At 70.9% G+C, this 25963-nt stretch carries 23 protein-coding genes and 8 pseudogenes; 14 read left to right on the plus strand and 17 right to left on the minus strand.

What is annotated here, in order from left to right; genetic code table 11:
• Window positions 1–67 precede the first annotated feature (67 nt).
• A complete protein-coding gene (locus ACQ86J_RS19170) occupies window positions 68–682 on the plus strand; it encodes an AzlC family ABC transporter permease (protein ID WP_431266760.1) in 615 nt (204 codons plus the stop codon).
• Complete coding sequence (locus ACQ86J_RS19175) at window positions 669–905, plus strand: hypothetical protein (RefSeq protein ID WP_431266761.1); 237 nt, start codon at window positions 669–671, stop codon at window positions 903–905. Before ACQ86J_RS19170 ends, ACQ86J_RS19175 begins: the two co-directional genes overlap by 14 nt.
• Window positions 906–988: 83 nt before the next feature.
• On the opposite strand, the gene ACQ86J_RS19180 is transcribed toward ACQ86J_RS19175, so the two are convergent.
• Window positions 989–1420, minus strand: coding sequence for a DUF1489 family protein (locus ACQ86J_RS19180; protein ID WP_431266762.1), 432 nt, complete (start codon window positions 1418–1420; stop codon window positions 989–991).
• Window positions 1421–1512: 92 nt separating this feature from the next.
• Here ACQ86J_RS19180 and ACQ86J_RS19185 point away from each other — a divergent pair, with 92 nt between their 5' ends.
• Entirely contained in the window at window positions 1513–2475 is a 963-nt protein-coding gene (locus ACQ86J_RS19185) for an isocitrate lyase/PEP mutase family protein (RefSeq protein WP_431266763.1), read from the plus strand.
• Between the two features lie 211 nt (window positions 2476–2686).
• Here ACQ86J_RS19185 and ACQ86J_RS19190 read toward each other — a convergent pair whose 3' ends face one another.
• Window positions 2687–3031 (minus strand): hypothetical protein, encoded by a 345-nt coding sequence (locus ACQ86J_RS19190; protein ID WP_431266764.1) that lies wholly within the window; start codon window positions 3029–3031, stop codon window positions 2687–2689.
• Window positions 3032–3164: 133 nt separating this feature from the next.
• On the minus strand, window positions 3165–4256 hold the full coding sequence (locus ACQ86J_RS19195; protein WP_431266765.1) for an alpha/beta hydrolase: 1092 nt from the start codon (window positions 4254–4256) through the stop codon (window positions 3165–3167).
• A gap of 130 nt (window positions 4257–4386) precedes the next feature.
• On the opposite strand from ACQ86J_RS19195, the pseudogene leuS reads away from it, so the two are divergent.
• From leuS to ACQ86J_RS19215, 4 genes and pseudogenes are all read left to right on the plus strand, one after another.
• Window positions 4387–7023 (plus strand): annotated as a pseudogene (gene leuS, locus ACQ86J_RS19200) (leucine--tRNA ligase).
• An 85-nt stretch (window positions 7024–7108) separates the two neighbouring features.
• Entirely contained in the window at window positions 7109–7618 is a 510-nt protein-coding gene (gene lptE, locus ACQ86J_RS19205) for an LPS assembly lipoprotein LptE (RefSeq protein ID WP_431266766.1), read from the plus strand.
• A gap of 4 nt (window positions 7619–7622) precedes the next feature.
• Window positions 7623–8093, plus strand: coding sequence for a hypothetical protein (locus ACQ86J_RS19210; protein ID WP_431266767.1), 471 nt, complete (start codon window positions 7623–7625; stop codon window positions 8091–8093).
• On the plus strand, window positions 8090–8641 hold the full coding sequence (locus ACQ86J_RS19215; protein WP_431266768.1) for a hypothetical protein: 552 nt from the start codon (window positions 8090–8092) through the stop codon (window positions 8639–8641). Before ACQ86J_RS19210 ends, ACQ86J_RS19215 begins: the two co-directional genes overlap by 4 nt.
• A gap of 54 nt (window positions 8642–8695) precedes the next feature.
• Here the strand turns inward: ACQ86J_RS19215 and ACQ86J_RS19220 are convergent.
• From ACQ86J_RS19220 to ACQ86J_RS19255, 8 genes and pseudogenes are all read right to left on the minus strand, one after another.
• A pseudogene (locus ACQ86J_RS19220) lies at window positions 8696–9552 on the minus strand (ParB/RepB/Spo0J family partition protein).
• Window positions 9549–10341, minus strand: a pseudogene (locus tag ACQ86J_RS19225) (ParA family protein). Before ACQ86J_RS19225 ends, ACQ86J_RS19220 begins: the two co-directional pseudogenes overlap by 4 nt.
• Window positions 10334–10810 carry a 16S rRNA (guanine(527)-N(7))-methyltransferase RsmG gene (locus ACQ86J_RS19230; protein ID WP_431272464.1) on the minus strand — a complete coding sequence of 159 codons (477 nt, stop codon included), beginning with the start codon at window positions 10808–10810 and terminating at the stop codon, window positions 10334–10336. The pseudogene ACQ86J_RS19225 and the gene ACQ86J_RS19230 overlap by 8 nt, the downstream one beginning before the upstream one ends.
• A 37-nt stretch (window positions 10811–10847) precedes the next feature.
• A pseudogene (locus ACQ86J_RS19235) lies at window positions 10848–10952 on the minus strand (hypothetical protein); the annotation flags it as partial.
• On the minus strand, window positions 10940–12811 hold the full coding sequence (gene mnmG / locus ACQ86J_RS19240; RefSeq protein ID WP_431266769.1) for a tRNA uridine-5-carboxymethylaminomethyl(34) synthesis enzyme MnmG: 1872 nt from the start codon (window positions 12809–12811) through the stop codon (window positions 10940–10942). The pseudogene ACQ86J_RS19235 and the gene mnmG, both read right to left, overlap by 13 nt.
• 37 nt (window positions 12812–12848) lie before the next feature.
• Complete coding sequence (locus ACQ86J_RS19245) at window positions 12849–13193, minus strand: hypothetical protein (RefSeq protein ID WP_431266770.1); 345 nt, start codon at window positions 13191–13193, stop codon at window positions 12849–12851.
• Between the two features lie 284 nt (window positions 13194–13477).
• Entirely contained in the window at window positions 13478–14794 is a 1317-nt protein-coding gene (mnmE, locus tag ACQ86J_RS19250; protein ID WP_431266771.1) for a tRNA uridine-5-carboxymethylaminomethyl(34) synthesis GTPase MnmE, read from the minus strand.
• Window positions 14795–14798: 4 nt separating this feature from the next.
• Window positions 14799–14984, minus strand: a complete 186-nt coding sequence (locus ACQ86J_RS19255) for a (2Fe-2S) ferredoxin domain-containing protein (protein ID WP_431266772.1) — start codon at window positions 14982–14984, stop codon at window positions 14799–14801.
• Between the two features lie 390 nt (window positions 14985–15374).
• Between ACQ86J_RS19255 and ACQ86J_RS19260 the strand changes: the two are divergent.
• From ACQ86J_RS19260 to ACQ86J_RS19280, 5 genes and pseudogenes are all read left to right on the plus strand, one after another.
• Window positions 15375–15515, plus strand: a pseudogene (locus ACQ86J_RS19260) (hypothetical protein); the annotation flags it as partial.
• A gap of 104 nt (window positions 15516–15619) precedes the next feature.
• Window positions 15620–15907, plus strand: coding sequence for a methylated-DNA--[protein]-cysteine S-methyltransferase (locus ACQ86J_RS19265; protein WP_431272465.1), 288 nt, complete (start codon window positions 15620–15622; stop codon window positions 15905–15907).
• Window positions 15904–16871, plus strand: a pseudogene (locus ACQ86J_RS19270) (quinone oxidoreductase family protein). The gene ACQ86J_RS19265 and the pseudogene ACQ86J_RS19270 overlap by 4 nt, the downstream one beginning before the upstream one ends.
• A 68-nt stretch (window positions 16872–16939) precedes the next feature.
• Window positions 16940–17260, plus strand: coding sequence for a LysR family transcriptional regulator (locus tag ACQ86J_RS19275; protein ID WP_431266773.1), 321 nt, complete (start codon window positions 16940–16942; stop codon window positions 17258–17260).
• Window positions 17218–17847: a substrate binding domain-containing protein gene (locus ACQ86J_RS19280; protein ID WP_431266774.1), complete on the plus strand. Its 630-nt coding sequence runs from the start codon at window positions 17218–17220 to the stop codon at window positions 17845–17847. Before ACQ86J_RS19275 ends, ACQ86J_RS19280 begins: the two co-directional genes overlap by 43 nt.
• Here ACQ86J_RS19280 and ACQ86J_RS19285 read toward each other — a convergent pair.
• Both ACQ86J_RS19285 and ACQ86J_RS19290 read right to left on the minus strand, forming a co-directional pair.
• Window positions 17834–18583: a GNAT family N-acetyltransferase gene (locus ACQ86J_RS19285; protein WP_431266775.1), complete on the minus strand. Its 750-nt coding sequence runs from the start codon at window positions 18581–18583 to the stop codon at window positions 17834–17836. The genes ACQ86J_RS19280 and ACQ86J_RS19285 overlap by 14 nt on opposite strands.
• 34 nt (window positions 18584–18617) lie before the next feature.
• Window positions 18618–19205, minus strand: a complete 588-nt coding sequence (locus tag ACQ86J_RS19290) for an HD domain-containing protein (protein ID WP_431266776.1) — start codon at window positions 19203–19205, stop codon at window positions 18618–18620.
• 119 nt (window positions 19206–19324) lie between these two features.
• Here ACQ86J_RS19290 and ACQ86J_RS19295 point away from each other — a divergent pair, with 119 nt between their 5' ends.
• Window positions 19325–20620 (plus strand): CHASE2 domain-containing protein, encoded by a 1296-nt coding sequence (locus ACQ86J_RS19295; RefSeq protein WP_431266777.1) that lies wholly within the window; start codon window positions 19325–19327, stop codon window positions 20618–20620.
• Between the two features lie 38 nt (window positions 20621–20658).
• On the plus strand, window positions 20659–22017 hold the full coding sequence (locus tag ACQ86J_RS19300; protein ID WP_431266778.1) for a hypothetical protein: 1359 nt from the start codon (window positions 20659–20661) through the stop codon (window positions 22015–22017).
• A gap of 92 nt (window positions 22018–22109) precedes the next feature.
• Here the strand turns inward: ACQ86J_RS19300 and rho are convergent.
• From rho to hemH, 4 genes and pseudogenes are all read right to left on the minus strand, one after another.
• A pseudogene (rho, locus tag ACQ86J_RS19305) lies at window positions 22110–23386 on the minus strand (transcription termination factor Rho).
• Window positions 23387–23681: 295 nt separating this feature from the next.
• A complete protein-coding gene (gene hemJ / locus ACQ86J_RS19310) occupies window positions 23682–24134 on the minus strand; it encodes a protoporphyrinogen oxidase HemJ (RefSeq protein ID WP_431266779.1) in 453 nt (150 codons plus the stop codon).
• Window positions 24131–24775, minus strand: a complete 645-nt coding sequence (locus ACQ86J_RS19315; RefSeq protein WP_431266780.1) for an HAD family hydrolase — start codon at window positions 24773–24775, stop codon at window positions 24131–24133. The genes hemJ and ACQ86J_RS19315 overlap by 4 nt, the downstream gene beginning before the upstream one ends.
• A 28-nt stretch (window positions 24776–24803) precedes the next feature.
• Window positions 24804–25948, minus strand: a pseudogene (gene hemH / locus ACQ86J_RS19320) (ferrochelatase).
• Window positions 25949–25963 lie beyond the last annotated feature (15 nt).

The following is a 25963-nucleotide window of genomic DNA, read 5'->3' on the forward strand; positions in this document are numbered from 1 at the left end:
TCGCCGCGGCCCAGCCTTACGGGCGGGCGCCGCCGCGGCGCTGGGCGCTCCCGCTATCGCGATGGGGGTGAGCTTTCTCGCCTTCGGCGCCGCGGTGGCGGCGGCGGGGCTCGGTCCCGCCTGGGCGCTGGGGGCATCGCTGTTCGTCTATGGCATGGCGGGGCAGCTGGTCCTGCTGCAGGCGGGTGACACAGACGTCATGGGCGCGGTGCTGGGCGCCACCGCGGCGAATGCGCGCTTCCTGCCCATGGCGCTGGCGATCGCCCCCTGGTTGGCGTCCTTGGCCGCGCGACGCTGGCTGGCGCTGCCCTTCATCGCCATCACCCCTTGGGCGGCGGCGATGCGGGTGCTGCCGGAGCTGCCGCCGGCGGCACGGCTGGGCTGGTTCCTCGGCTTCGCCCTGGTCTCCTGGGGCGTGGCCGGGGTGGCGACCCTGGCGGGATGGCTGGCGGCGCCGCTGCTCGATGCGCCGCTGCTGGCGGCGCTGCTGTTTGCCAACCCGTTCTATTTTGCCCTGCTGCTGGCGGCCGAGCTGCGCACCGGCGCCTCCCGCCGGGCGATCCTGGCCGGGGTGGCGGCGGCTCCCCTGGCCCTGGTCCTGCCGCCGGCCTGGGGGCTGCTGGCGGCGGGGCTGTTGGGCGGGACGCTGGCCTTTCTGGTGGGATGGCGTGGCCGGGCCTGACCTCGCGCTGCTGCTCAGCGCCCTGGCCATGCTGCTGCTGCGCGCGGCGGGGCTGCTGGTCGCCGGCGCTTTACGGCCGGAGCACCCGCTGGTGGCCTGGGCCGCGGCGGTCAGCCAGGCGACGCTGGCGGCCTTCGTGGCGCTGGCCATCGGGGCACCGGGCGGAGCGGCGGCAGGGTGCCGCTGGCGGCACGGCTGGCCCGGCTGGCGTTCGGTCTGCTGACCTGGTGGGCCGGCCGGGGCCGGCTGCTGCCGGCGCTGCTGGTTGGCCTCGCGGCCCTGGCCTTGGTGCGGAGCTTCGGCTGACTACAACAGGCCGAGTGCCCGCAATTCCTGCCGCAGCTTCTCGGGCAGGGCTTCGATCCCCTCGGCCACGTTGCCCGCCGTGATGTCGGGCGGGGCGGCGGCGGGCTCCAAGTAGCGCCAGCCCTGGAAGGGCCGGGTCTGTCGCGCGGCCACCGGGACCAGTACAGGGTCCAGCACCAGCCCGGCGCAGGCGCTGCCATCGTCCCAGCGCTCCTCACGGATGTCGAGGATGCGTTGGCGCACCTGCAGGAAGCCGGCGACTACCCAGTAGATCGAGCCACCCTCGAGGATCTCCGCCGCCCGTTTCGGAACCATGCGGGTCTGGTGCCGCAGCGGCGGGTCCGCCACGGCGCGCCGCGCCTGGATGTCGCGGAGCTGGCCGACATCCTTTGGGCCGACCGACAGTTTGATCAGGTGAAGCACCCTGCGCATGTACCCGCTGCGCCGGCCGCCGCAAGTGGCATCGCTTGACCGGGGCCGGGGCCGCTCGCAGGCTTCGGGAAACGTCCAAGGGAGTGACCCGCATGCGCCTCGGCCTCGGCCAGACCGCCCGTCCCGGCACCCGGCTGCGCGCCATGATGGCGCCTGGCAAGCCGCTGGTGCTGCCCGGCTGCTACAACGCACTGACCGCCCGCATCCTGGAGCATGCGGGGCACGAGGCGCTGTACATGACGGGCTACGGCACCGCGCTCTCGCTGCTCGGCCTGCCGGATGCCGGGCTGATCACCCTGACCGAGATGGCCCTGAACGCGAAGCTGATCGCGGGCGCCGTGCGCGCCCCGGTGATCGCCGATGCGGATACCGGCTTCGGCAACGCCATCAACGTGGTCCGCACGGTGGAGGAGTACATCCGTGCCGGCCTGGCGGGGATGCATGTCGAGGACCAGGTGGCGCCGAAGCGCTGCGGCCATGTGGCGGGGCGGGAGGTGGTGGACCGCGCCGAGGCGGTGGGCAAGATCCGCGCGGCGCATGCGGCGCGGCAGGCGCTCGACCCCGACTTCATCCTGATCGCCCGCACCGATGCCCGCGGCGCGCATGGCGGCAGCCTGGAGGAGGCGATCACCCGCGCCAACCTGTTCCTCGAGGCCGGGGCGGACATGGCCTTCGTCGAGGGCCCGGCCAGCAAGCCAGAGATCGCCGAGGTCTGCAAAAGGGTCCGCGGCCCGATCCTCTACAACCAGACCGGCATCTCGCCCCGGCTGTCGGAGGCGGAGATGGCCGAGCTCGGCATCGCCGTCACCATCCTGCCCGGCGCGGTGCTACGGCAGACCATCATGGCGGTGCACGACCTGGCGGTGGCGATGAAGACCGAAGGGGCGCTGGCCGAGGCCGCGGTGGATGCGCGGACCAAGGTGCATCCCCTGGGCAATGTCCATCTGTTCGCCGGCTTCGATCGCATCCGCGCGCTGGAGACGGAGTTCCTGCCGGCCGAGCACCAGGAGAAATACGCCGGCACGCTGGGCCACATGCCGGAGACCCGGCGCTGAGCCGGGGCTGGACCAAGGTTGCGCTGACCGCATCAGGGCAGCCTTGGTCCGGTCTCTGTCGAGCCACCTGTTCAGGCCCTGCGTGTTTCCACTCAGGACGATCGCGGCGCTACAGCGGCTTGCGTTCAGAAGCGTACGCCGCACCGCTGTCGCTCATCGGTTCCAGCGCCGATGCGGGGGTCCGAGCGTTCATGCTCTCCCGTCATCTGTTCTAGCGCCGGTTGGCAACCTCCAGCGCACTGCCGGGCGGGGCGGGACTCAAGCCGGGCGCGCGCGCCGCCTCGCAGCCATCCATCACCGGGCGCCAATCATTGGTCCGGCACTGCTTGCCACGGCTGCAATAGCCGACGATCTGCGCCTCCTCGTTCACCAAAGTACCGACGGAGCAGGGGCGCTGCATGAGCGCCGGATGGATGCGCAATGCCTCCCAGCTCAGGGCCTCGCCGGACATGGCGACGGCCCGCACGGCCTGCAGGTCGGCTTCGGCCGCGGTCGGCGGCGCCGGCTCGGAGCAGGCGAGCAGGAACGGGAGCAGCAGGTAGGGGGCGAAACGCATGGTGGAACCTCCACTGTGAGGTTAGTGCCTGCGCCACCACCAATCCGGCAACGAGAGCGCGAGCGCACAGGATTGCGCGTCACGGTCGGGTGGGCCGGGTGCCAGCCGCCGGCGCGAAGCCTTGCGTTGCGGCTCAGCCGCCGCCGCAGGCTGCCCGCCTCAGCCCGCGCGGCGCTGCGGCCTCCGGCGCCTGCACCAGGCTCAGCAGGCAGCCGGCATAGTCCAGGGTGAAGCGCAGCTTCGCCCGCTGCGGCATGGCCGCGCAGCGGCGGCTCGGGCCAGAGCGCCAGGGTTGGCGCTTGGCGGATGCGCCCGCGGGCCTCCAGCAGGGCGGCGCGGCGCCCGGGGTCGGGGTCGTAGTCGTCGCCCTCGAATAGCACCACGGCCAAGCGGGGCCTTCCGGCAGGCCGGCCAGCAGGCGCTGGAAATCGTCGATGGCGGCACCCAGGTTGTTGCCGCGGGTCCATTCCCCATGTGCCGCCGGGGCGGTCGCGATGACGGCATCGACCAGGTCCGGCCGCTCGCTGGCCGCCATGATCGCCTGCCAGCCGCCGCGCGACTGCCCACCGAGCAGGATGCGGCCATAGCCGGCCTCGCGCAGCGCCGGCAGACCCCCCACCAGCCGGGGCAGGCTGGCGTAGAGCCCGTCGTCGCCCGGATGGCGGTCGAAGCGCAGCACGTCCCAGCCATTGTCGTTCAGCAGGGTGACGAAGGGCGGGGTCGGCCGGTTGCGGTTGTCGCGGTCGGGCCCGCCATAGCCATGGCCCCAGACCAGCACGCCGCGCGCCGCTTGCGGCCCGCGGTGCAGCAGCAGCGGGGCCCAGCGGAAGGGGCCGATGCCGCCCTCGGCCAGCGGCACGGCGGGGCCGCCGGGCCGGCTGGCGTTGCTGGCCAGCACCCGGCATTCCGCCTGCAGCGGCCCGAGCGAGCGGCGACAGCGCTCGAGCGCCGCAGCCTCGGCCTGGGCCGGGTCGGCGGCGCCACCGACATAGCCCCAAGCGGCGCGACCCTCGGCATCGCGGGCCAGGGCGAAGGCGGTGTTGGCGACCATGCCGCGATAGGCAAGGCCGAAGGCGGCGGCGAGGCTGAGCGAAGGATTGGGCGCACCGAGCGCGGCGATGGAGAAGACCTCGCGGTAGGCGGCTTCGTCAGGCGCCGGCTGGGCCCGGGCGGCACCTTGCAGCGTGGCGAGCAGCAGCAGGAGAAAAAGCAGTACTCGGCGCATACCGGCCCCGTGACGATCCGCCGGACCATGCCCCGCGGCATCGCCACCCGCAACGGCCTGCGGTGCCACACACCCTTCCCGTTTGGCAAGCCACGGCTTATTCCCTTGGTCCGAGCAAAATACGATGGCCATGACCGACGCCAGCACCGCTTCCCATCCGGACCCGCGCCCGCAGGAGATCCGGCACGACTTCAAGCATGCCGAGCCGCGCTGGCAGGCTGCCTGGGAGAGCCGCGCCTGCTTCGCGGTGCCCGACGTGCCGCCGGCCGAGGCGAAAAAATATTATGTTCTTGAGATGTTCCCGTATCCCAGCGGGAAGATCCACATGGGGCATGTCCGCAACTACACGCTGGGCGACGTCGTCGCCCGCTACAAGCGGGCGCGTGGCCACATGGTCATGCACCCCATGGGCTGGGACGCCTTCGGCTTGCCGGCCGAGAATGCGGCGCGGGAGCGCGGCATCCATCCCGGCACCTGGACCTACCAGAACATCGCCAATATGCGCGCCGAGCTGAAGCGCATGGGGCTGTCGATCGAATGGGCGCGGGATTCGCCACCTGCGACGTCGAATACTACGGCCGGCAGCAGAAGCTTTTCCTCGACTTCTTCAAGGCCGGGCTGGTCGAGCGGAAGGAGAGCTGGGTCAACTGGGACCCGGTGGACGGCACCGTGCTGGCGAACGAGCAGGTGATCGACGGCCGCGGCTGGCGGTCCGGCGCGCTGGTCGAGAAGAAGCAGCTCAGCCAGTGGTTCTTCAGCATCACCAAGTATGCGCCCGACCTGCTGGAGGCGCTGGGCGGGCTCGACCGCTGGCCCGAGCGGGTGAAGCTGATGCAGGGCAACTGGATCGGCCGGTCCGAGGGCGCGCGGGTGCGCTTCCGGCTGGCGGAAGCGGCGGCCGGAACCGAGGAGGTGGAGGTCTTCACCACCCGGCCCGACACGCTGTTCGGCATGAGCTTCCTCGCGGTGGCCGCCGAGCATCCGCTGGCCGCGGCCGCGGCAGCGCGCGACCCGAAGGCGGCCGAGTTCGTCGCTGAGTGCCGCCGCATGGGCACCTCGGAAGCGGCGATCGAGCAGGCGGAGAAGCGTGGCTACGACACCGGCTTCCGCGTGAAGCACCCCTTCATCGAGGGCGCGACCTTCCCGGTCTGGATCGCCAATTTCGTGCTGATGGAATACGGCACCGGCGCGATCTTCGGCTGCCCGGGGCATGACGAGCGCGACTTCGAATTCGCGTCGAAATACGGCCTGACGATCAAGCCGGTGGTGCTGCCACCGGGCGCCGACCCGGCCGGCTTCGCACTGGACGGCAAGGCCTATACCGACGACGGCACCATCTTCAATCCCGGCTTCCTCGACGGGCTGGACGTCGCCGCCGCCAAGCGCCGGGCCATCGAGGCGCTGGAGGCGAAGGGGCAGGGGACCGGGGTGGTCAACTGGCGACTGCGGGACTGGGGCGTTTCCCGCCAGCGCTACTGGGGCTGCCCGATCCCCTTCATCCACTGCGAGGCCTGCGGCGTCGTCCCGGTGCCGGACGAGCAGCTTCCGGTGAAGCTGCCGGAGGACGTGGACTTCTCGAAGCCGGGCAACCCGCTCGACAACCATCCCACCTGGAAACACGTCAGCTGCCCATCCTGCGGCAAGCCGGCGCGGCGCGAGACCGATACCTGCGACACCTTCGTCGACAGCTCCTCGGTACTTCGCCCGCTTCTGCTCGCCGCGGGCGGAGGAGCCCGTCACCAAGGCCGCCGTGGATGCCTGGCTGCCGGTGGACCAGTATATCGGCGGCATCGAGCACGCGATCCTGCACCTGCTCTACAGCCGATTCTTCACCCGCGGCATGCGCGACACCGGGCACCTGACGGTGGCCGAGCCCTTCGAGGGGCTCTTCACCCAGGGCATGGTGACGCATGAGAGCTACAAGGACCCGGAGGGCCGCTGGCTCTACCCGGAGGAGGTGGAGTTCAGCCTGGCGCCGGACGGCAGCCGCAGCGCGGTGGTGAAGGGCGCGAATGCACCCGTCACCATCGGACGCGTGGAAGCGATGTCGAAGTCGAAGCGCAACACCGTCGATCCCGGCGCCATCATCGACAAGTACGGCGCCGACACCGCGCGCTGGTTCATCCTGTCCGACAACCCGCCGGAGCGGGACATGGAATGGACCGAGGCCGGCGTCGCCGGCGCCTATCGCTTCACCCAGCGGATCTACCGGCTAGCCGTGGGCGCGCTGCCAAGCCTGCCGCCGGCGGGCACTCCGGCCGAGGGTGCCGCGGGCAAGGCGAAGACGCTGCGCCAGGTGACGCATCGGACCATCGCCGCGGTGACGGAGGCGCTCGACAGCTTCGCCTTCAACGTCGCGGTCGCCCGCATCCACGAGTTCGCCAATGCGATCGGCGATTCCGGCGAGGCCGAGGGAATGGGCGCGGCGAAGCGCGAGGCGCTGGAGGCGATCGCCCGGCTGGCCTCGCCGATGATGCCGCACCTGGCGGAGGAGCTGTGGTCGCTGCTGCACCCCGGCACGGATCTGCTGGTGGCGCAGCTGCCCTGGCTGGAGGCCGATCCCGCGCTGCTCAAGGCCGAGAGCCTGACTCTGGCGGTGCAGGTTCTCGGCAAGTTGCGCGGCACGATCGAGGTGCCGGTCGACGCCGATGAGGCTACCATCTTCGCATTGGCGGAGGCGGAGGAGAATGTGCAGCGGACCATTGCCGGCAAGCCCATCAGGAAGCGCATCCATGTCCCGGGCCGTGTCGTCAATTTCGTCGTCTAACGCGGTGCCTGCGGAGCAGCATCGCGTCTCCGGGCTATCCGGCTGCCTGCCGACCTGCTCCCGGCGGGGGCTGCTCGGCCTCGCTGTGCTGGGCCTGGGCGGTTGCGGCTTCCGGCCACTCTACGGCCCGGTGACCGAGGCCGATGGGAGCTCGTCCGCCCTGACAGACGAGCTCGCAGCGGTGCGGATCGGGCCGATCTACGAGCGCACGGGGCAGCTGCTGCGGCGGAACCTGCAACGGCGCATGGAGGACAGCGCGCCGGGCACGCCGGCGCGCTATCAGCTCAATGTCTCCTACACCCCCGGAGTGGAGGTGCTGGGCTACCGGCAGGATGGGACCATTACCCGCATCCGCTACACCTTCACCGGCAACTGGAACCTGGAGACGCTCTCGGTGCCGCCGAAGACCGTGGCGCGCTCGGCGATCCCCTACCGGACGATCGATTCCTTCAATATCCCGGACCTGCAGTTCTTTTCGGCCGACAGCGCCCGCGACGCGATGGAAAGCCGCGCCATGGACCAGATCGCCGATGAGGTCACGCGGCAGGTGGTAATGGCGCTGCGGAAGCGGAAGGAAGCCCCAGCGACGGGCTGAGCGGATGTCCAAGCTCGACGCCAGGCGCATCGGCGCCTTCCTGGCCGATCCCGGCGGCTGCCGTGTGGCGCTGCTGCATGGCGACGATCCCGGCCTGATCCGCGAGCGCTGCGAGGCGCTGATCCGCGCGGTGGCCAAGGGAGACGCCCTGCGCTTGGTCGAGATCGGCAAGGAGATGCTGCGCGCGCCGGCGGTGCTGGCGAACGAGGCGGCGAGTTCGCCGCTGACCGGCGGGCGAGTGCTGGTGCGGCTGCGCGATGCGGGCGACGGCAAGCAGGCGGCGGATGCCGCCAAGGCCGCGCTGGCCGGGCCTGGGCCCGGGCTCGTGGTGATCGAGGCGCCGGAGCTGCGGACCAGCGCGGCGCTATTCAAGGCGGTGGAGGCCTCACCCGCCGGTGCGGTGATCGCCTGCTACCGCGAGCGGGGGCGGAGCTTTCGGCCTCGATCGGGCGGATCCTGCAGGAACTGGGCGTGACGGCCGAGCCGATCGCCCTGGAATGGCTGGCGCAGCGATTGGGCGAGGACCGGATGCTGCTGCGACGGGAGCTGGAGAAACTGGCGCTCTTCGTCGGGCAGGGCGGCAAGGTGACGCCGGAGGCGGCGGTGGCCTGCGTGGCGGAGGGCTCGGCGCTCGACCTTGAGGAGGCGCTGATGGCGGCCATGGCGGGGGAGGTGGCAGTGGCCGACAAGGCGTTGGACACCGCTTTCGCCGAGGGCGCCAATGCCGTGCAGGTGGTGCGGGCCGCCCTGCGGCATGTGCAGCGGCTGCATTTAGCGGCGCTGGCAGTGGCGGCGGGCGCGGCTCCGGCCGGGGCGCTCGACTCGCTCCGCCCGCCGGTCTTCTTCCGCCACAAGCCAGCAATGGAGCGCGCCCTGCGCCTCTGGCGCCCGGACGCCCTGGACGCCGCCGGCGTCGCCCTGTTGGATGCCGAGCGCCGCACCAAGAGCACCGGCCTGCCCTCCGCGACCATCGCACGCGCCGTGGTCACGACCCTGGCGCGCCAAGCCGCAGCCCGGCGCTAAAGTACCCACAAGATTGGACGGGGGTCCGGGGGAATACCTTTCCCCGGCCTTCCTTCAGCCGTTCAGCAGGCGGATCAGCCCATCAAGCTGGTCGAGGTCCCGATAGTTGATCGAGACCTGCCCGCCTTTTCCTGCGTGCCGGATGCTGACCTTGAGCCCTAGGCGGGAGGACAGGTCCCGCTCCAGCGCCGCCGTCTCCGGCGCCTGGGCAAGCTTCGCCGAAGGATCACGCGGCTTCTGCGCGGCAAGCGCCTCTGTCTGGCGGACATTCAGCCCGCGATCGACCACCTGCAGCGCCAGGATCTCGGCATCGGGCGCAGTCAGCAGGGCGCGGGCATGTCCGGCGGTCAGAGCGCCATCGCGCAGCAGCTCCCGCACCCGCTCCGGCAAGGCCAGCAGGCGGAGGGTGTTGGCGACATGGCTACGGCTCTTGCCCACGGCCTGGCCGAGCTGGTCCTGGGTCAGGCCGAATTCGTCGATCAGGCGGCGGAGGCCCTCGGCCTCTTCGAGCGCGTTGAGATCCTGGCGCTGCAGGTTCTCGACCAGGGCGGCGGCCATGGCAGCCGTGTCGTCGAGGTTGCGGAGGAGGACCGGCACCTCGTGCAGCTGGGCCAGCTGAGCGGCGCGCCAGCGGCGCTCGCCGCCGATGATCTCGTACTCACCGCGGCTGCCCGGCTTTTCCCGCACTAGGATGGGTTGCAGGACGCCATGTTCCTTGATGCTGTCGGCAAGCTCCTGCAGCGGGCCAGGGTCGATCGGGCCGCGCGGCTGGAAGGGGCCGGGCTGCAGCAGCTCGACCGGCAGGGTGCGGATGCCCTCGCTGCTGGCCGGGCCAGGGGCGGGGGCGGAGGACTCCCCATCAGAGCCGAGAGGCCGCGACCGAGGCGCATGGGCCGCTTGGTGGTGCTCATGCGCGCTTCTGCCGGCGGAGGAATTCGGTGCCGAGCGCCGCATAGGCCTGCGCGCCGGGGGAGCGGGCGTCGTAGAGGCTGACGGGAAGGCCGTGCGAGGGCGCCTCGGTCAGGCGGATGTTCCGCGGGATCACCGTGTCGAAGACCTTGTCCTTGAAGAAGCCACGCACGTCCTGGGCGACGAGTTCGGACAGGTTGTTCCGGCGATCGTACATGGTCAGCAGGATGCCATCCAGCGCCAAGGCCGGATTGAGTGCGCGCTTCACCCGCTCGATCGTCTGGGTGATCTGGCTGACGCCCTCCAGGGCAAAGCATCTCGGTCTGGAGCGGCACCAGCACGCCGTGCGCGGCGACCAGGGCGTTCAGGGTGAGCAAGCCAAGCGAGGGCGGGCAGTCCAGCAGGATATAGTCGAAGCTCGCGGCCAGCACCGGATCGGCCGCGAGGGCGAGGCGCAGGCGGTGCTCGCGCTCCTTCATGGCCACCAATCCCACCTCGGCGCCGGCCAAGTCGTTGTCGGCCGGCACCAGCTTCAGGTTTGGCACCGGCGTGTCGACCAGCAGCTCAGCAAGGGGATGTGCATCGACCAGCAGTGCATAGGCACCGGCGCCACGGCCGGCGCGCTCGACGCCGAGGCCGGTGGAGGCGTTGCCTTGGGGGTCGAGGTCGATCAGCAGGACCTTGTGGTCCGCCGCGAGGACGGTGGCCAGGTTGATGGCGGTGGTGGTCTTGCCGACGCCGCCCTTCTGGTTGGCGAAGGCGATGACGCGGGGATGGGCCCGGTCAGGCATGGAAGCCGGCAGGACGGATCTCACTGAGACGGAGGATGGTGGCATTGGGGTCGGTTCGGCTCGGGAACCGCTCGGTGCGCATGATCCAGGCGCCGGCGGCATCCGTCAATTCCTGCTCGGCGGTGCGGCCCTTCGGGAACAGGGCGAAGCCGCCGGGGGCGAGGATGCGGTGGGCATGGGGCAGGAGGGCCGTAAGCGGGGCAAGGGCACGAGCGGTCAGGATAGCGGCCGGGGGCAGTGTGGCGGCCTCGATCCTTGCCGGGTGGATCTTGACGCGCGGCAAAGCGAGGACACGGGCCGCTTCGATCAGGAAGGCGGATTTGCGTCGGTCGGATTCGACGAGATGTGTTTCCCGGCCGGTGACCAGGGCCAGCATCAGGCCGGGGAAGCCGGCACCCGACCCAAGGTCGACCAGCGGGCCTTCGGCCGGAGGGACCAGGGGGGCGAGTTGGAGCGAGATCCAGGATATGGCGCTGCCAGATGGTGGCCTCGTCCCGCTCGGCGGTCAGGTTGATCCTGGGATTCCAGCGCAGCAGCAGGGCGACAAAGTCGCGCAGCCGCTCCTCTGTTTCACGTGGAACATCGATATCGCCTTGTTTCACGTGAAACACGCCTCAGCCCGGCGAAGATGGACCGCAAGGGCGGCCAGGGCGGCGGGCGTGACGCCGGGAACCCGGCCAGCGCTGCCGAGCGTGGCCGGAGAGGCTTTGGCGAGGCGATGGCGCATCTCGGTCGAGAGGCCGGGGATGGCGGCGAAATCCGTGGTCGATGGGATCGCCAGCTGCTCCTCCCGTTCCAGCACGCGAAGCTCGGCTGCCTGGCGTTCTAGATAAGGGGCGTAGAGCGCCTGGGATTCCAACTCCGCCCGCACTCGCGGCGGCAGATCGCGCAGCCATGGGAAGAGTCTGTCGGCAGCCTCGGCGGTAAGAGCATGCAGGGCGAGTGCCTCCAGCGCACTGCGCCAGCGGCCGTCCTGGTTGATCGGCACGCCGGCCCCGAGATACCAGGCAGGAGAGCCGCCTTCGCTGCGGGCGCGGGCCAGGGCGTCCGACATGGTGGCGACGTAGGCGCGATGAGCACGGGCCCGCTCGCCCCCCACCACGCCCCAGGCAATGCCCTTCTCAGTCAGGCGGAGGCCGGCATTGTCGGCCCGCAGCGCCAGCCGGGATTCGGACCGGGCGGTCAGCATGCGATAGGGTTCGGTCACGCCCTGCAGCACGAGATCGTCCACGAGCACGCCCGCATAGGCCTCGGCCCGGGTCAGCACCCGGTCGGGCGCAGTGCCGCCGGCACAGCAGGCGGCGTTCAGCCCGGCCAGCAGCCCCTGCGCCGCCGCTTCCTCATAGCCCGTCGTGCCGTTGATCTGGCCGGCAAGAAAGAGGCCGGGTGCCGCTCGCACCTCCAGCATCGGGGTCAGCGCGCGCGGGTCAACATGATCGTACTCGATCGCATAGCCGGGCCGGACAATGCGGGCCCGCTCCAGCCCGGGGATGGAGGCGATCAGCGATGCCTGCACGGCTTCCGGCAGGCTGGTCGAGATGCCATTCGGATAGACCGTGTCGTCCTCCAGCCCCTCCGGCTCGAGAAAAATCTGATGCCGCTGGCGGTCGGCGAAACGTACAACCTTGTCCTCGATCGAGGGGCAGTAGCGCGGCCCGACGCCTTCGATCCGCCCGCCATAGACGGCGGTCAGGTGCAGGTTGGCGCGGATCAGGTCGTGCGTCGCCGGCGTCGTTGCGGTGAGAGCGCAAGCGACCTGGCGGTTGGTGATCCGCTCGGTCATCCAGGAGAGCGGCTCGGGCGGGTCGTCGCCCGGCTGCGCCTCCAGCGCCGCCCAGTCGATGGTCCGGCCATCCAGCCGCGGCGGCGTGCCGGTCTTCAACCGGGCCAATGGTAGACCGAGCCGGCGCAGCGTGTCGGACAGACCGACCGAGGGCGCCTCGCCCACCCGTCCCGCCGGAATGCGCGTCTCGCCGATGTGGATCATGCCGCGGAGGAAGGTGCCGGTGGTGATCACTACCGCCCCGGCGCCGATCCGCCGGCCCCTGGCGGTGACCACGCCGGCGACCCGGCCATCGGCGCCGAGCACCAGATCCTCGGCCGCGTCGGCCTCAAGGCTCAGCCCCTCGGTCGCACGCAGCAGCGCCTGCACGGCCTGGCGATACAGCCTGCGATCGGCCTGGGCGCGCGGGCCACGTACCGCCGGGCCCTTGCTGCGGTTCAGCAGCTTGAAATGGATACCGGCGGCATCGGCGGCGCGGCCCATCAGCCCGTCCAACGCATCCACCTCCCGCACCAGATGCCCCTTGCCGACCCCGCCGATGGCGGGGTTGCAGGACATCTCGCCCAAGGTTTCCAGCTTGTGGGTCAGCAAGAGGGCGCGGGCGCCGCAGCGCGCCGCCGCGGCCGCCGCCTCACAGCCGGCATGGCCGCCGCCCACCACCACCACATCGAAGATCACGTCGAACATGCCGCGGGGTATAGCCGACCCCGCGGCTGCGACGAAGCTACCCGACGCGGGATCCAAGCGCGTGCAGCCACATGTTTTGCGCGAAGCGCGGCGCCTCGACCAGCTCCTGCGCATCGACCTCGCCGGCCGCCACCACCTGGCGCAGGCGGGCCAGCATCGCCTCGTCCAGCAAGGAAACCACGCCGCAGGTGATAGCGAAGCCGCTGACCCGCGCCAGCCGCGTCGCCAGCACCGTCCCCGGCTCGGCCTGCTCGGCCAGCAGCTCGTCCACTACCCAGGCCTCGCCGCCGAGCATGGCGTCCTCCAGGATGAGCCCGGCTTCGGGGTGTGGCCCCAGCACCTGGAAGACCGAAAGCCAGGACCGGCTCAGCCCGTTCAGCACCAGCGCCGCCTCGCCCGGCAGCCGCGCAGTGCTGCTTCGCCACCCGGTCGATGGCGCGGCTACGGGCCGGCGGGGCGGTGTAGACCGCTAGGTCGAAGGCATAGGCCAGTTCCTCCTCCGAGGGCTGCGCCATCTCGTCCCCGACCGCGATACCGAGGCGCTCGGCGTGTTCCATCAGCTTCGGCCGCGGCACCGCCTGCACGGCTAGTTCCTGGAAGCGCCGCCGCGCCTGGGCGCAACGGCCGAAGAAATCGCGCAGCTCATCGGCGCTGAGGTTCATGGCGTCATTTCCCAATGCAGAATTCGCCGAAGACCGCGTCCAGAACCGCCTCTACCCCGACCCGGCCGGTGATCCGTCCGATCGCCCGCAGCGCCGCGCGCAGCGATTCGGCGCGCAGCTCCGGCAAGGGAGCGCTGTCGAGCTCGGCCAGCCAGGACGCGGCCTCGGCCAGGGCGGCGCGGTGCCGGGGCCGGGTCAGCGTGGCCTCGGCGGCGAGGCCAGCCCGCGCCGCCGCCTCCTCGGCCAGCCGAGCCCGCAGCGCCTCCAGCCCGGCGCCGGTGCGGGCGGATATGCCGAGCGGCACGACCCCGCCGATCCCGGCCGGTGCCGGGGCCAAGTCCAGCTTGTTCGCCAACACCAGCGCGCCGGGCCGGACCCAGGCCAGGGTTTCCGGATCCGGCGGCGCGTCGGCGGCGAAGACGGTGATCACCAAATCGGCCTCCTCGGCCCGGCGACGGGCGCGGCGGACGCCCTCGGCCTCGATCTCGTCGGCGGCCTCGCGCAGCCCCGCAGTATCGGCCAGCGTCACCGGCACGCCCGCCAAGTCGAGCCGCACCTCCACCACGTCTCGCGTCGTGCCAGCGCGCGCCGAGACGATCGCCGCCTCGCGCCCCGTCAGCGCATTCAGCAGGGAAGATTTTCCGGCATTCGGCGCGCCGAGGATGGCAACCAGCAGCCCTTCCCGCAGCCGCTCGCCGCGGCCGGCATCGGCGAGGTGCGCCTCGATCTCCCCCTGCAGTGCCGCGCCGGCCTGGGCCACGGAATCGTCGAGCCCGGAGGGCAGGTCCTCGTCCTCGAATTCGATGAAGGCCTCCTGCCGCGCCAGCAGGGCGGTCAGCCGCGTCGCCCAGCCGCCATAGAGCCTGACCAGGGCGCCATCCGCCTGCCGCAGGGCTTGGCGGCGCTGGGCGGCGGTCTCGGCGGCGATCAGGTCGGCGATGCCCTCGGCGGCGGTCAGGTCCATCCGGCCGTTCAGGAAGGCGCGCCGGGTGAACTCGCCGGGCTCGGCCGGGCGGGCGCCGGCGGCGACCAGCGCCTCGGCTACCCCGGCGATGACGGCCGGGCCGCCATGCAGGTGCAGCTCGGCGCTGTCCTCGCCCGTGTAGCTGCTGGGGCCGGGGAACCACAGCACCAGCGCCTTGTCCAGCAGCTCGGCCGTGCGCGGGTCGTGGAGGCGGCGGAGCGAGGCATGGCGCGGAGCCGGCAGGCTGCCGGTCAGCGCCGCGACGACCCCGCCGCTGCCCGGCCCGGAAAGCCTCAACAGCGCCACCGCGGCCCGGCCGGCGCCGGAGGCCAAGGCGAAAATCGTGGCCTCAGCCATGGCGTCAGCCCTTCGAGACGACATCCTTCTCGGTCAGCATCAGCCGCGGCACTCGACCGCCTTCCTGCAGATGTGCCGCCAGGATCTCGTCCACATCGGCCGGCGTCTCCGGCCTGTACCAGACGCCTTCGGGGTAGATCACCAGGGTCGGGCCGAACTCGCAGCGGTCGAGGCAGCCTGCCTGGTTCACCCGCACGCCCTCAAGCCCGAGCTCGCTTGACCCGCGCCTTCATGTAGTCACGCAGCTTTTCCGACCCCTCGCGGCACAGGAGCCGCGCCGGTGTCCGTCTGGGCGACGGTTGCAGCAGACGAAGACATGGGCACGGAAATAAGCCGGGGGATCGGCAGGAACGGACATGTCGGGCAACGCGTCTCTCCAAAGCGGGCGCGGTGGGAGGCCGGCCTATCCGGACTCATGTAGCCATCACGATCCCCCGCGGCCAGGGTATGCCGATGCCGCGCCTGGCGTCCCGGGAAGCGGCTCGGAGGGCCTGATGAATCCAGTGAAACCGCATGGATTCAGCCCGCTTTCGCATCCGCTTGACGCCGGGCGGGTGCGGGTGTGCCATCCCTTACTCCCATGTCCTACTTGACCCTCCATACCCCGCTCGGCGAACTCACCGTCTTCGAAGCGGACGACGCGATCGTCGCGCTCGAGTTCGGCCGCGCCCATGCCCCGCCCGGCCTGCCGCCGCCAAGCCCCCTGTTGCGGGAGGCAGCGGCACAACTGCAGGACTATTTCGACGGCCAGCGCACCGCCTTCGCCCTGCCGTTGGCGCCGCAGGGCACCCCTTCCGCCGGCAGGTCTGGGATGCGCTCTGCCGCATCCCGCCAGGGGAGACGCGCAGCTATATCGACATCGCGCGGGAGATCGGCTGCCGCTCGCCCCGCGCCATCGGCCAGGCCAATGGCAGCAACCCGATCCCGATCCTCATCCCCTGCCATCGCGTGGTCGCTGCGGATGGCTCGCTCGGCGGCTATTCGGGCGGCGAGGGTCCGGCTACGAAGCGTTACCTCCTCGCCCTCGAGGCCCGGGCCCGCCCGGCGGCCGCGACGGGCGAGCTCACCCTCTTCCCGCCGGATGGCGGACAACGCCAAGGAACCACCCGATGAACCATGCCATCCGCGTCCATGAGAATGGCGGCCCCGAGAAGCTGGTCTGGGAAGAAGTGCCGAAGCCGGGGCCAAAGGGGGTGAGGTCCTGATCGCGCAGAAGGCGGTTGGGCTGAATTACATCGACGTCTATTTCCGCACCGGCCTCTACAAGGCGCCGTCGATGCCGGTGACAATCGGCATGGAAGGCGCCGGCGTGGTGGAAGCGGTGGGCGAGGGCGTGACCGAGTTCGCCGTCGGGGACCGCGTCGCCTATGCCGGCGCGCTCGGCGCCTATGCCGAATACCGCTGCGCCCCGGCCGAGAAGCTGGTGAAGATTCCTGAGGGCATCAGCTTCGAACAGGCCGCGGCGATGATGCTGCAGGGCATGACGGCACAGTTCCTGGTCAAGCGCACCTATGCCATCAAGCCGGGCGACACCATCCTGGTGCATGCCGCGGCCGGCGGCGTCGGCAGCATCCTGGTGCAATGGGCCAAGCATCTCGGCGCCACCGTCATCGGCGTCGTCTCGACGCCCGAGAAGGCCACGCTGATTAAGACGCTCGGCGCCGACCATGCGCTGCTGACCACCGACAACATCCCCGCCCGGGTGAAGGAGATCACCGGCGGCGCCATGCTGCCGGTCGTCTATGACAGCGTCGGCAAGGACACCTTCCTCACCTCGCTCGACTGCCTGGCGCCACGCGGGCTGATGATCACCTATGGCAATGCTTCTGGCCCCGTCACCACCGATCTCGGCGTGCTGGCAGCCAAGGGCTCGCTCTATGTCACGCGGCCGACGCTGAACACCTACACCGCGAAGCGCGAGGACCTGGTGGCGACCGCCGCCGACCTGTTCGAAGTGGTGAAATCCGGCGCGGTGAAGATCGCGGTGAACCAGACCTATCCGCTGAAGGACGCGGCCGAGGCGCATCGCGCGCTGGAATCCCGGAAGACCACCGGCAGCACCGTCCTCATCCCGTAGGAAATGTTTATGTTGGGTCTCCGGCCGGAGGAATTCCGGCCGGAAGAATCCGGTAGTCTTCCGGTCCGATGGACAGGCTGCAGCAGCTCCAGGTCTTCCGCCGCGTGGTGGAGACCGGCAACATCACCCGCGCCGCGCGGGACCTGGCGATGAGCCAGCCCAGCGTCTCCCGCATCATCAGCGAGCTGGAGCACCGCCTTGGCGTGCCGCTGCTGCTGCGCTCGCCGCGTGGCCTCTCAGCGACCGAAGCGGGGGCGGCCTTCCACCTCGACGCCGTCCGCATCCTGGATGAGCTGGAGGAGGCCGAGGCGGCGGCACGCGGCCTGCAGGGGCACCCACCGGGCTGGTGCGCATCTCCTGCGTCGCCTCCTTCTACAACGCCGTCGTGATGCCCTGGCTGGTGCCCTTCCTGGCAACCCATCCCGGGCTTTCGGTCGAGGCACGGCTGCAGCCGAAGGCGGTCGACCTGATCGAGGAGGGGATCGACCTCGGCATCCGCATCGGGCCAATCCGCCAGCAGTCGCTGATTGCGCGGCGGCTGGGGCGGGTGGATTTTGCGCTATTCGCCGCGCCGGCCTACCTGGCGCGGGCAGGGATGCCGGAGACGCCGGACGACCTGGCACGGCACGAATTCTGCGTCCTGCGCGGGGCACGGCCGGGCGACCAGCTCCTGCTGGAAGGGCCGGATGGCGCCGCCGCCACCGTCGCCATGCATGGCCGGATGGCGGCCGACGCGATCGAGACGACGCAGATCGCCGCCGAGGCCGGGCTCGGCCTTGCCTTGCTGGCGCCGTGGGGGGTGATGGGACAGGTCGCGATTGGCCGGCTGGTGCCGGTGCTGCCGGGCTGGCGGGCCGAGCCGCGCGAGGTCCATGCGGTCTGGCCCGGCGGCCGGGCGCTGTCGCGCCGGGTCCGCGCGGTGCTGGACCTGATGGTGGAGAAGGCCGCGGCGGAGCCGCGGCTCAGGGCGCGATAGGCTTGGTGTAGTAGCAGTACCGATAGGCCTCCCGCAGCCCGAGGCTCTCCTGCAGCGCACGCGAGGCGGCGTTGCTGGACGCCACCTGGGCATAGAGCGTGGTCGCGCGATGCCTTTCCGCCCAGTGCGCCGCGGCGCGGATGAGCCGGGCGCCGAGGCCGCGCCGGCGGAACTCCGGCCGCGTAGCCAGGTCGAAGATGCCGCAGCAGTCGCCGTCCGCCACGGCGAAGAGGCAGGCGGCATCCGCCCCGTCCTCCCGCAGCACCAGCCAGGCGCCACGGGCCGCCAGCAATTCCGGGTTGCGCAGCTTCTCCGCCCGCCGCGTCGGCGTCTGGTACTCGGCGGTGGCGATCAGCGCCATCCAGGCTTCGCTCGGCCCGGCCTCGTCCCGCACCGCGGGGTCGGCCGTGGCGACGGGGGCGAGCGGGCCGGCATGGACAATGGTATCGTCCTTGTCCAAGCCATAGCCGCGCGCCAGCAGCGCCTCGGCCAAGCCGGGTGGGTCGAGCGGCGTCGAGCGGAAGCGGCTCGCCAGGCCGAGCCGGTGATACGTCGCCTCAATGCGTTCGATCCGGGCCTCGAGCGCCGGGTCCGGCGCGGGGTCGAGCGAGCAGCAGGCATTGGCCCGCCCGGTGCCGCCGAGGTTGGCCTTGATGACAAAGGGGCCGTCCCAGGCATGGCGCGGCGCGGGCAGGGCGGAGAGACAGGCGCGTTCGAGCGCGGCGATATCGGTCATGATGGCCGCAGAATGCCCTGCCCTGCGCGCCGGGTCAGCCCTCCTCGGCCGCGAGGCGCTGCACCGCGTCGCGGTAAGTCGCGTCGAACAGCGCGTCCAGCGCCGGGTTGGCGCCCTTCGCGCCGGCGGCGACGCGCCCGGCCCAGCCGACATATTCCAGCCGCCGCGCATGGTCCCAGCCCTTCGGCGGACTGGCGGCGATGGCGCGCAGGTTGGAGATCTTGTCGGCCAGCTTGAGCTGCTTCGCCGCTTCCGAGGCCTTCGGCGCATGGCGGATCTGCAACCCCTTGCGGACCTCCTTCGGCAACGACTTGTCGTCCGAGACCTCCGCTACCAGTCCGGCGACCTCCGGGCCGAAGGCGGCTTCCAGGTGCTCAAGCGTGCAGGGCTCGGGGTCCTGGTCGCTGTCCTCCACCGTGTCATGCAGCAGCGCGGCGATGACGGCGGCGGGCGGGGCGCCATGGGTGGCGAGGATCTCCGCCACCTCCAGCACGTGGTTCACATAGGGCTCCGCAGCGCTGCCCTTGCGGCGATGGCCGGCATGGACGCGGGCGGCGAAGACGGCGGCGCGGAGCGTGTCGGCCAGGATATTGGCCGCGGTGGAACTGTCGGATGTGGTCATGGGCGTACCCGTTCAGCCGGGCACGGCTTCGTGTTCTTTAATCTATGGTCAAGCATGCGGCCATCCGAAGATCATGGTTTGCATATTTGAAACTTCGTCTTCCCAGCGAGGTGCAGTCCATGGGACCCGAACATGCGTCGGCGGGAGACGACCATGACGCCATCACACTCCGCCATGCCACGACGCGCTGGGTGTCCGGCGTGTTGATGGGGTTCCTGTTCTTTCTTATCAGCCTTGCCCTCGCCCCGTTGCCACCATTCCAGGTACTTGACCGCATCGGCTCGGACCTGCTCATCGACTTCGCCTCGCGCCGTGCCGACAGCTATGTCCGCTTTGCCGAAGGCGGCCCGGATCGCATCGTCTTCGTCTCGGTCGACGACGACAGCCTGCGGCAATGGGGCGCGGCGAATGGGCGCGAGGCACGGGGCAGGATCGCCAGATTGCTGCATGCGCTGAGGCAGACCAAGGCGCGCGCCATCCTCTTTGACATCATCTTCACCGGCAATACCCCGGCGGATGCCGGCCTGCGGCAGGTCCTGTCCGAGGATGGCGTGCCGGTCGCGCTGGCGGCCCCGGATGCCGCTACCGTGGGACGCGGCTGGAAGGCGACCATGCGCCTTGAGCTCGGCGAACCCTACCGGACGGTGCAGGAGGGCGGACCACACGGCAAGGTCCATTTCGCCTCCTCCCAGGTCACCCAGCAATCGGATTTCGTGGTCCGCAGCCTGCGCCAGGAGAATTGCGTCCAGATCGACGACCGGTGGCACAGCCTGCCATCCCTCGCGCGGACCACCGCGGCCCTCGCCCGAGGCAAGATGCCGGAGCCGGCGAACCAGGATTGCCCGGATGATTCTCGCATCCGCAACGAGCCCATCTCCTTCCTGATCAGGCCGGACCGGGGCGTCGCCACGGCGCCCGTCGTGGCGCATCCCTGGTTCCGCACCGTCTCCGCCGCCGATGTGCTGCGCGCCCCCGCGGCCATCGACTGGTCGAATGCCGTCATCGTAGTCGGGCAGGACAACGCGACCTCGACGGAGGACCGCTTCGAGACGCCGCTTGGCGAGATGCCGGGGGCGCTGCTCCAGGCGAATGCGCTGGCCGGGCTGCTGCAGGCGCAGCATCCGACGGAGGTCGACCATCTCGCCCATTACCTGCTGGAGCTTCGCCTGCTCCTGGTCACGGCAGGGACCGGGGTCGCGTACTGGCTGGTTAGCCGCCTGGCGCGCCGCCTGGTCGCGCGGCGGACGCCGGCGGGCTGGGCCGGCAGCGACCCGCACAGGAACTTCGCCGCCTTCCTGCTCGAATTGCTGGTCTTCGTCATGATGACCGCCGTGGCGATCGTGGTGGTCGAATTCGTCGCGCTGCGTAGCGGGCTGGCCGCCATCGCGCGCGGGGAATCGGGCTGGGCAGCTTAGCGCCGGTCGCCGGCGTCGCGCTTGAGGCTCTGGTGGAGGTGGGCGGGCTGCTAACCACCTGGGTGGAGCGCGGCGCCGCTGCCCATGTCGCCTGGCTTTGGCGTCTAGGAGCGCTCGGCTGGAAGACGGTCGCGCTGCGCGCCGGCGCGCCGGTCGGCATCGTGCTGGTCCTCGGCGCCGGGCCGGCGCTGGCGGCGGACCCGAAGCCGAACGAGCCGCCCAGGAAGGACACTGCGCCGCCCGTCGCCCTGCTGCGGATCACCGGCGATCCCGGCAACGTCCGGGTCGAGCGGCCAAGGCAGGGCCTGCTGCCCGGCGCTCAGGTCCTCGATCTCTATGCCTTCGACACGGTCCGGGTGAAGCCAGGCGGCACGACCGCGCGGGTGATCTATTTCGGCAATGGCGAGACCCCGAAGGTTGCCGAGACCGACGGCCGCGCCGGGTGGGAGCATGTCGTCAGCGCCACGCCGCCTTCACCGGAAAGCTGGATGCTCTGGCGGTCGCTGCGCGACCTGATCGAGGGCCTGCAGCGCCCGGCCGCGGCGCCGCGGCAGCCGAAGGCGGCGAGCCTCGCGGGCATCGACAACCTGGCCGGCACCACGACCGCGGCGCGGCAGGCGACCTCGGCACCGCGGCGGATCGAGGACAGCATCGCCATGAGCGCCGATACATCCGGCGGCAGCGCACAGCAGGGCGGCGACTGGCAGATCGACCTCGGCAGCTTCGCCGAGGAGGCGGAGGCCCGCAGCGCGGCCTCGGCCGCCGGCATGGCCAGTGGCCTGCGCCCGGGCGGCGTCCTGGTCACGCCGGTCCTGAAGGACGGGATCCGGCGGTACCGCGCCCGGATCGGCGGCCTCGACCAGCTCTCGGCGCTGGAAGCCTGCGGCAAGCTGCGCCCGCGCAACGCCTGCGCCGTCCTGTCGCCGGAGGAAGCCACGGCGGCCGCGGCGGCACCGCTGCGCCACGCGGCGGGGCTCGACGGCGGCAGCTACTTCATCGCCGCGGGCACGGCGGATTTCCCGGTGGTCTGGTCGGGCGGTATCGGGCCCTTCCTGGTGCAGGTGCTCGGCCCGCAGGGCGAGCCGGTGCTAGCCACGCAGACGGTGCGCGACCGGCTTGCCCGTGTGCCGATGGCGGCGCTCGGCCAGACGGGTCAGGGCAGGGTCCGGATCGTCGACAGGACGGATGACAGCGCGATCAGCCTGACGGTCAGCGTGGCGCCGCAGCCGAAGCTGGCCGCCGGGCCGCTGGGCAGGGCGCTGCCGCTGCCGGCGGCGGCCTATCTCTACGCGGAAGCGCCGGGCTGGCGGATCGAGGGGCTACGACGCTTCATGGAGCTGGCGGCTGCCGGCGATGCCGACGCGCAGCCGATCCTCGACGGCATCATGGCCCGTTAGAGCGGATCGCCGGAGGGCGGAACCGCCCGGAGGCGTGGATCCGCCTTGCGAAAGACACGCCAGGGCGGCGCGGGGCCGCGCCGCCCGCCGGCTCAGGTGTTCATCGCCTCGAAGAAGTCGTTGTTGGTCTTGCTGTACTTCAGCTTGTCCAACAGGAACTCCATCGCGTCCTGGGTGCCCATCGGGTTCAGGATGCGGCGCAGCACCCACATCTTGGTCAGCGTGCCGCGGTCGACCAGCAGCTCCTCCTTGCGGGTACCGGACTTGGTGATGTCGATGGCCGGGAAGGTGCGCTTGTCCGACAGCTTGCGGTCGAGGATGAGCTCGGAGTTGCCGGTGCCCTTGAACTCCTCGAAGATGACCTCGTCCATGCGCGACCCGGTGTCGATCAGCGCGGTGGCGATGATGGTCAGGCTGCCGCCTTCCTCGATGTTGCGCGCCGCGCCGAAGAAGCGCTTCGGCCGCTGCAGGGCGTTGGCGTCGACGCCGCCGGTCAGCACCTTGCCGGAGGACGGCACGACCGAGTTGTAGGCGCGGCCGAGGCGGGTGATCGAATCCAGCAGGATCACCACGTCCCGCTTGTGCTCGACCAGGCGCTTGGCCTTTTCCAGCACCATCTCCGTCACCTGCACGTGGCGCGTGGCCGGCTCGTCGAAGGTGGAGGCCACGACCTCGCCGCGCACGGTACGGGCCATGTCGGTGACTTCCTCCGGCCGCTCGTCAATCAGCAGCACCATCAGGAAGACGTCGGGGTGGTTCGCCGTGATGGACTTGGCGATGTTCTGCAGCATCACCGTCTTGCCGGTGCGCGGCGGCGCCACGATCAGGGCGCGCTGGCCCATGCCGATCGGCGCGATCAGGTCGATAACCCTATGCGTGTAGTCCTTGGTCGGGCCCTTGCCGACGCTCTCGACCTCGGCATTCTCCATCTTCAGCCGGCGCGTCGGATAGAGCGGCGTGAGGTTGTCGAAGTTGATGCGGTGCCGCAGGTTCTCCGGCGGCTCGAAGTTGATGGCGTTGACCTTCAGCAGCGCGAAGTAGCGTTCGCCATCCTTCGGCGCGCGGATCTGGCCTTCCACCGTGTCGCCGGTACGGAGGCCGAAGCGCCGCACCTGGGCCGGGGAGATGTAGATGTCGTCCGGCCCCGGCAGGAAGTTCGCCTGCGGGCTGCGCAGGAAGCCGAAGCCATCCGGCAGGATTTCCAGCGATGCCTTCGCCGTAGATGGCCTGGTCGTTGTCCGCCAGTTGTTTCCAGAATCGCGAACATCATGTCCTGCTTGCGCAGGGACGAAGCGTTCTCGACCTGAAGCTCCTCGGCGAAGGAGAGGAGATCGGCCGGGCTCTTGGCCTTGAGTTCGGAAAGATGCATGGCGCGGCGCGTCCAAATGCTGGGGAAGCGGAACCCTTCCCAGTCAGGCCGGCAGTGGCGCGGAGGACCCGCGCCGATGCCCCGGCCGTTCCGCCTGTGCCACGAACACGAAACCGATCCAGCGACTGGATGGAGACGGGGCCGTCGGCCGGCGAAGTCCCGAGGAGAGGAGGGAGGTTGGGCGGCGCGACGCGAAAACGCGCGTGCCACCCGAGGAACAGCGTGACCCTATGCAGGCCGCCACTGTCCGTCAATCGCCCAGATGGTCAATCCTGGCGGCCGTGTCAAGTTCTTCTCAGAAGGGCTTGACGATGACCATGAGGACGATGGCGACCATCAGCAGGGTCGGCACCTCGTTCATCGCCCGCCAGTAACGCTCGGTGCGCGGCCGCTCGCCGCGCTCCATCGCTTTCCGCCCGAGGCTGAGATGATGGTGGAACCACGTCATGCCGAGGACCGAGGCCAGCTTCACGTGCCACCAGCCGGCGGTCCAGCTGACCACGCCCGGGGTCAGGACCAGGGTTATCCCCAGCAGCCAGGCGAGGATCATGGCCGGGTTCATGATGGCGCGGATCAGCCGCCGCTCCATGACCTTGAACAACGCGTCCTGCTCCCCGCCCACCGCCACTTGACTGTGGTAGACAAAGAGCCGCGGCAGATAGAACAGCCCGGCCATCCAGGCGATCACTGCCATCAGGTGGACGGACTTCACCCAAGGGTAGGCCGGCGCTAGGACGTCGAAGGTCACGCCGCCAGCTCCTGCAGCCCGAGCAGCCGCGGCAGCTCCTCCATCCGGGCGAAAGGCACCGCGCCGATGGCGGCGAGGACCGAGGCCTCGGTCTCCCGCGTGAAGCCCAGCACCCGGCAGCCCGCGGCGATGCCGGCCCGGGCACCGAGCAGGCTGTCCTCCACCACCACGCAATCGGCCGGCCGGGCGCCGCAGGCGGCCGCCGCGGCGCGATAGATGTCGGGGGCGGGCTTCGGCCGTGCCACATCCTCGAAGCTGAAGACCCGGCTGCCGAAGGGCTCCGCCAGCCGAGCCGGTCGAGCTTCGAGACCAGCTCTGCCCGGCCGGAGATGGAAGCGACGGCCACCGCCAGCGCCGGCCGCAGCCACTGCCCGCACCGCGGCGACCGCGCCCGGCACCGGCCCAGGCTCCTGGTGCATGGCGGCGGCGATGGTGCGGGAGAGGTCGTGCATCCAGCGCGGCGGCAGTGGGCCGACCCGGGCCTCGATCATCGGCAGCATGTCGGGCGCGGCGAGGCCGAGGAAGGTCTCCCGCGCCTCCTCGGCCGAGATCCGCCAGCCGCGGGCCGTCAGGTCCTCGGCGACGATGCGGTTCACCAAGCCCTCGCTGTCCGCCAGGACACCGTCGCAATCGAACAGCACCGCCGCCGGGCGGCGCGCCAGGGCAGGGTCACGCCAGTTCCTTCACGCGGGCCTTGGCATGGGGGCAGTCGCCGAAGGATTTCGGGCATTGCCGCCCGCCGGCGAAGCTGCAGAGCCGGCGGTTGCCCGCCCGGGCGGCCAGGGCCAGGTCGCGGAGGGCGGCGATGAAGCCGGGGTCGCTGTTCTGGGCGGGGACGCGGAAGTAGCCGGGCACGCCAAGCCGCTCCGCCTCCTCGCGGTACTCGACATCAAGCTCGACCAGGGTTTCCGAATGCTCGGAGACGAAGGCGATGGGGCAGACCAGCACGGCCACCTTGTCATGCGCCGCGCGCTCCAGCTCGTCCTCGGTGCTGGGGCCGATCCATTTCTGCGGGGTGACGCGCGACTGGTAGCAGACCACGTGGTCGAGCCCCGGCATCGCCAGTTGCCCGACCACCGCGGCCACGGCCCGCTCGACCTGCCACTGGTAGGGGTCGCCCGACTTCACGATGCTCTCGGGCAGGCCGTGGGCGGAGAACAGGATCCGCAGCGCCACGCCGTCCGGCAGCGCGGCCCGGGCGCGGTCCCAGGCGGCGCGCACCATGGCGGCGGTGGCCGCGGCGAAGCCCGGGTCGGAATGCCAGCAGCAGAGCGTGGTGGTCGGCAGGTCGATGCCGGCCTTGTGCGCCGCCCGGTTCCATTCCGCCAAGCTGCTGCCCGTCGTGGTCGTGGAATATTGCGGGTAGAGCGGCAGCAGCAGCACCTCCTCCGCCCCCCAGGCGGCGACCTCGGCTGCGCAGGCGTCGCTCATCGGGTGCCAGTAGCGCATGGCGATGAAGCAGCGGTATTCGGCATCGGCCTCCCCGGCCAGGGCGCCTTCCAGCGCGCCGCCTGGCCTTCGGTCAATTCCAGCAGCGGGGAGCCGCCGCCGAGGATGGCGTAGTTCTCGGAGGCCGCCTTGGTGCGCCGCTTGGCGATGAACTTGCCGAGCCAGGGCCGGATGAAGCCCGGCACCCGCAGGATGGCGGGGTCGCGGAACAGGTTCTCGAGGAAGGGCCGGACGCTTTCGATCCGGTCCGGGCCGCCCAGGTTGAACAGCACGATGGCCACGCGCCGGCGGGCCGCCCCGGCGGGATGGTCGTCGGGCACAGCGGTCGAGCCGGCGGGCGCGGTCAGGTCCATGGCGCTGCACATGACATGCCGGCAAGG

It is taken from the genome of Dankookia sp. P2 (assembly GCF_050632255.1).
In the GTDB taxonomy this organism is placed as follows: domain Bacteria; phylum Pseudomonadota; class Alphaproteobacteria; order Acetobacterales; family Acetobacteraceae; genus Paracraurococcus.

Coding starts and splice junctions, on each gene's coding strand:
- mnmE (WP_431266771.1), bottom strand. CDS start 14,794: ATGGCTGAGGCCACGATTTTCGCCTTGGCCTCCGGCGCCGGCCGGGCC.
- ACQ86J_RS19285 (WP_431266775.1), bottom strand. CDS start 18,583: ATGACCGATATCGCCGCGCTCGAACGCGCCTGTCTCTCCGCCCTGCCC.
- ACQ86J_RS19275 (WP_431266773.1), top strand. CDS start 16,940: ATGGACAGGCTGCAGCAGCTCCAGGTCTTCCGCCGCGTGGTGGAGACC.
- ACQ86J_RS19190 (WP_431266764.1), bottom strand. CDS start 3,031: ATGCGTTTCGCCCCCTACCTGCTGCTCCCGTTCCTGCTCGCCTGCTCC.
- ACQ86J_RS19290 (WP_431266776.1), bottom strand. CDS start 19,205: ATGACCACATCCGACAGTTCCACCGCGGCCAATATCCTGGCCGACACG.
- ACQ86J_RS19185 (WP_431266763.1), top strand. CDS start 1,513: ATGCGCCTCGGCCTCGGCCAGACCGCCCGTCCCGGCACCCGGCTGCGC.
- ACQ86J_RS19180 (WP_431266762.1), bottom strand. CDS start 1,420: ATGCGCAGGGTGCTTCACCTGATCAAACTGTCGGTCGGCCCAAAGGAT.
- ACQ86J_RS19295 (WP_431266777.1), top strand. CDS start 19,325: ATGGGACCCGAACATGCGTCGGCGGGAGACGACCATGACGCCATCACA.
- mnmG (WP_431266769.1), bottom strand. CDS start 12,811: ATGTTCGACGTGATCTTCGATGTGGTGGTGGTGGGCGGCGGCCATGCC.
- ACQ86J_RS19210 (WP_431266767.1), top strand. CDS start 7,623: ATGTCCAAGCTCGACGCCAGGCGCATCGGCGCCTTCCTGGCCGATCCC.
- ACQ86J_RS19195 (WP_431266765.1), bottom strand. CDS start 4,256: ATGCGCCGAGTACTGCTTTTTCTCCTGCTGCTGCTCGCCACGCTGCAA.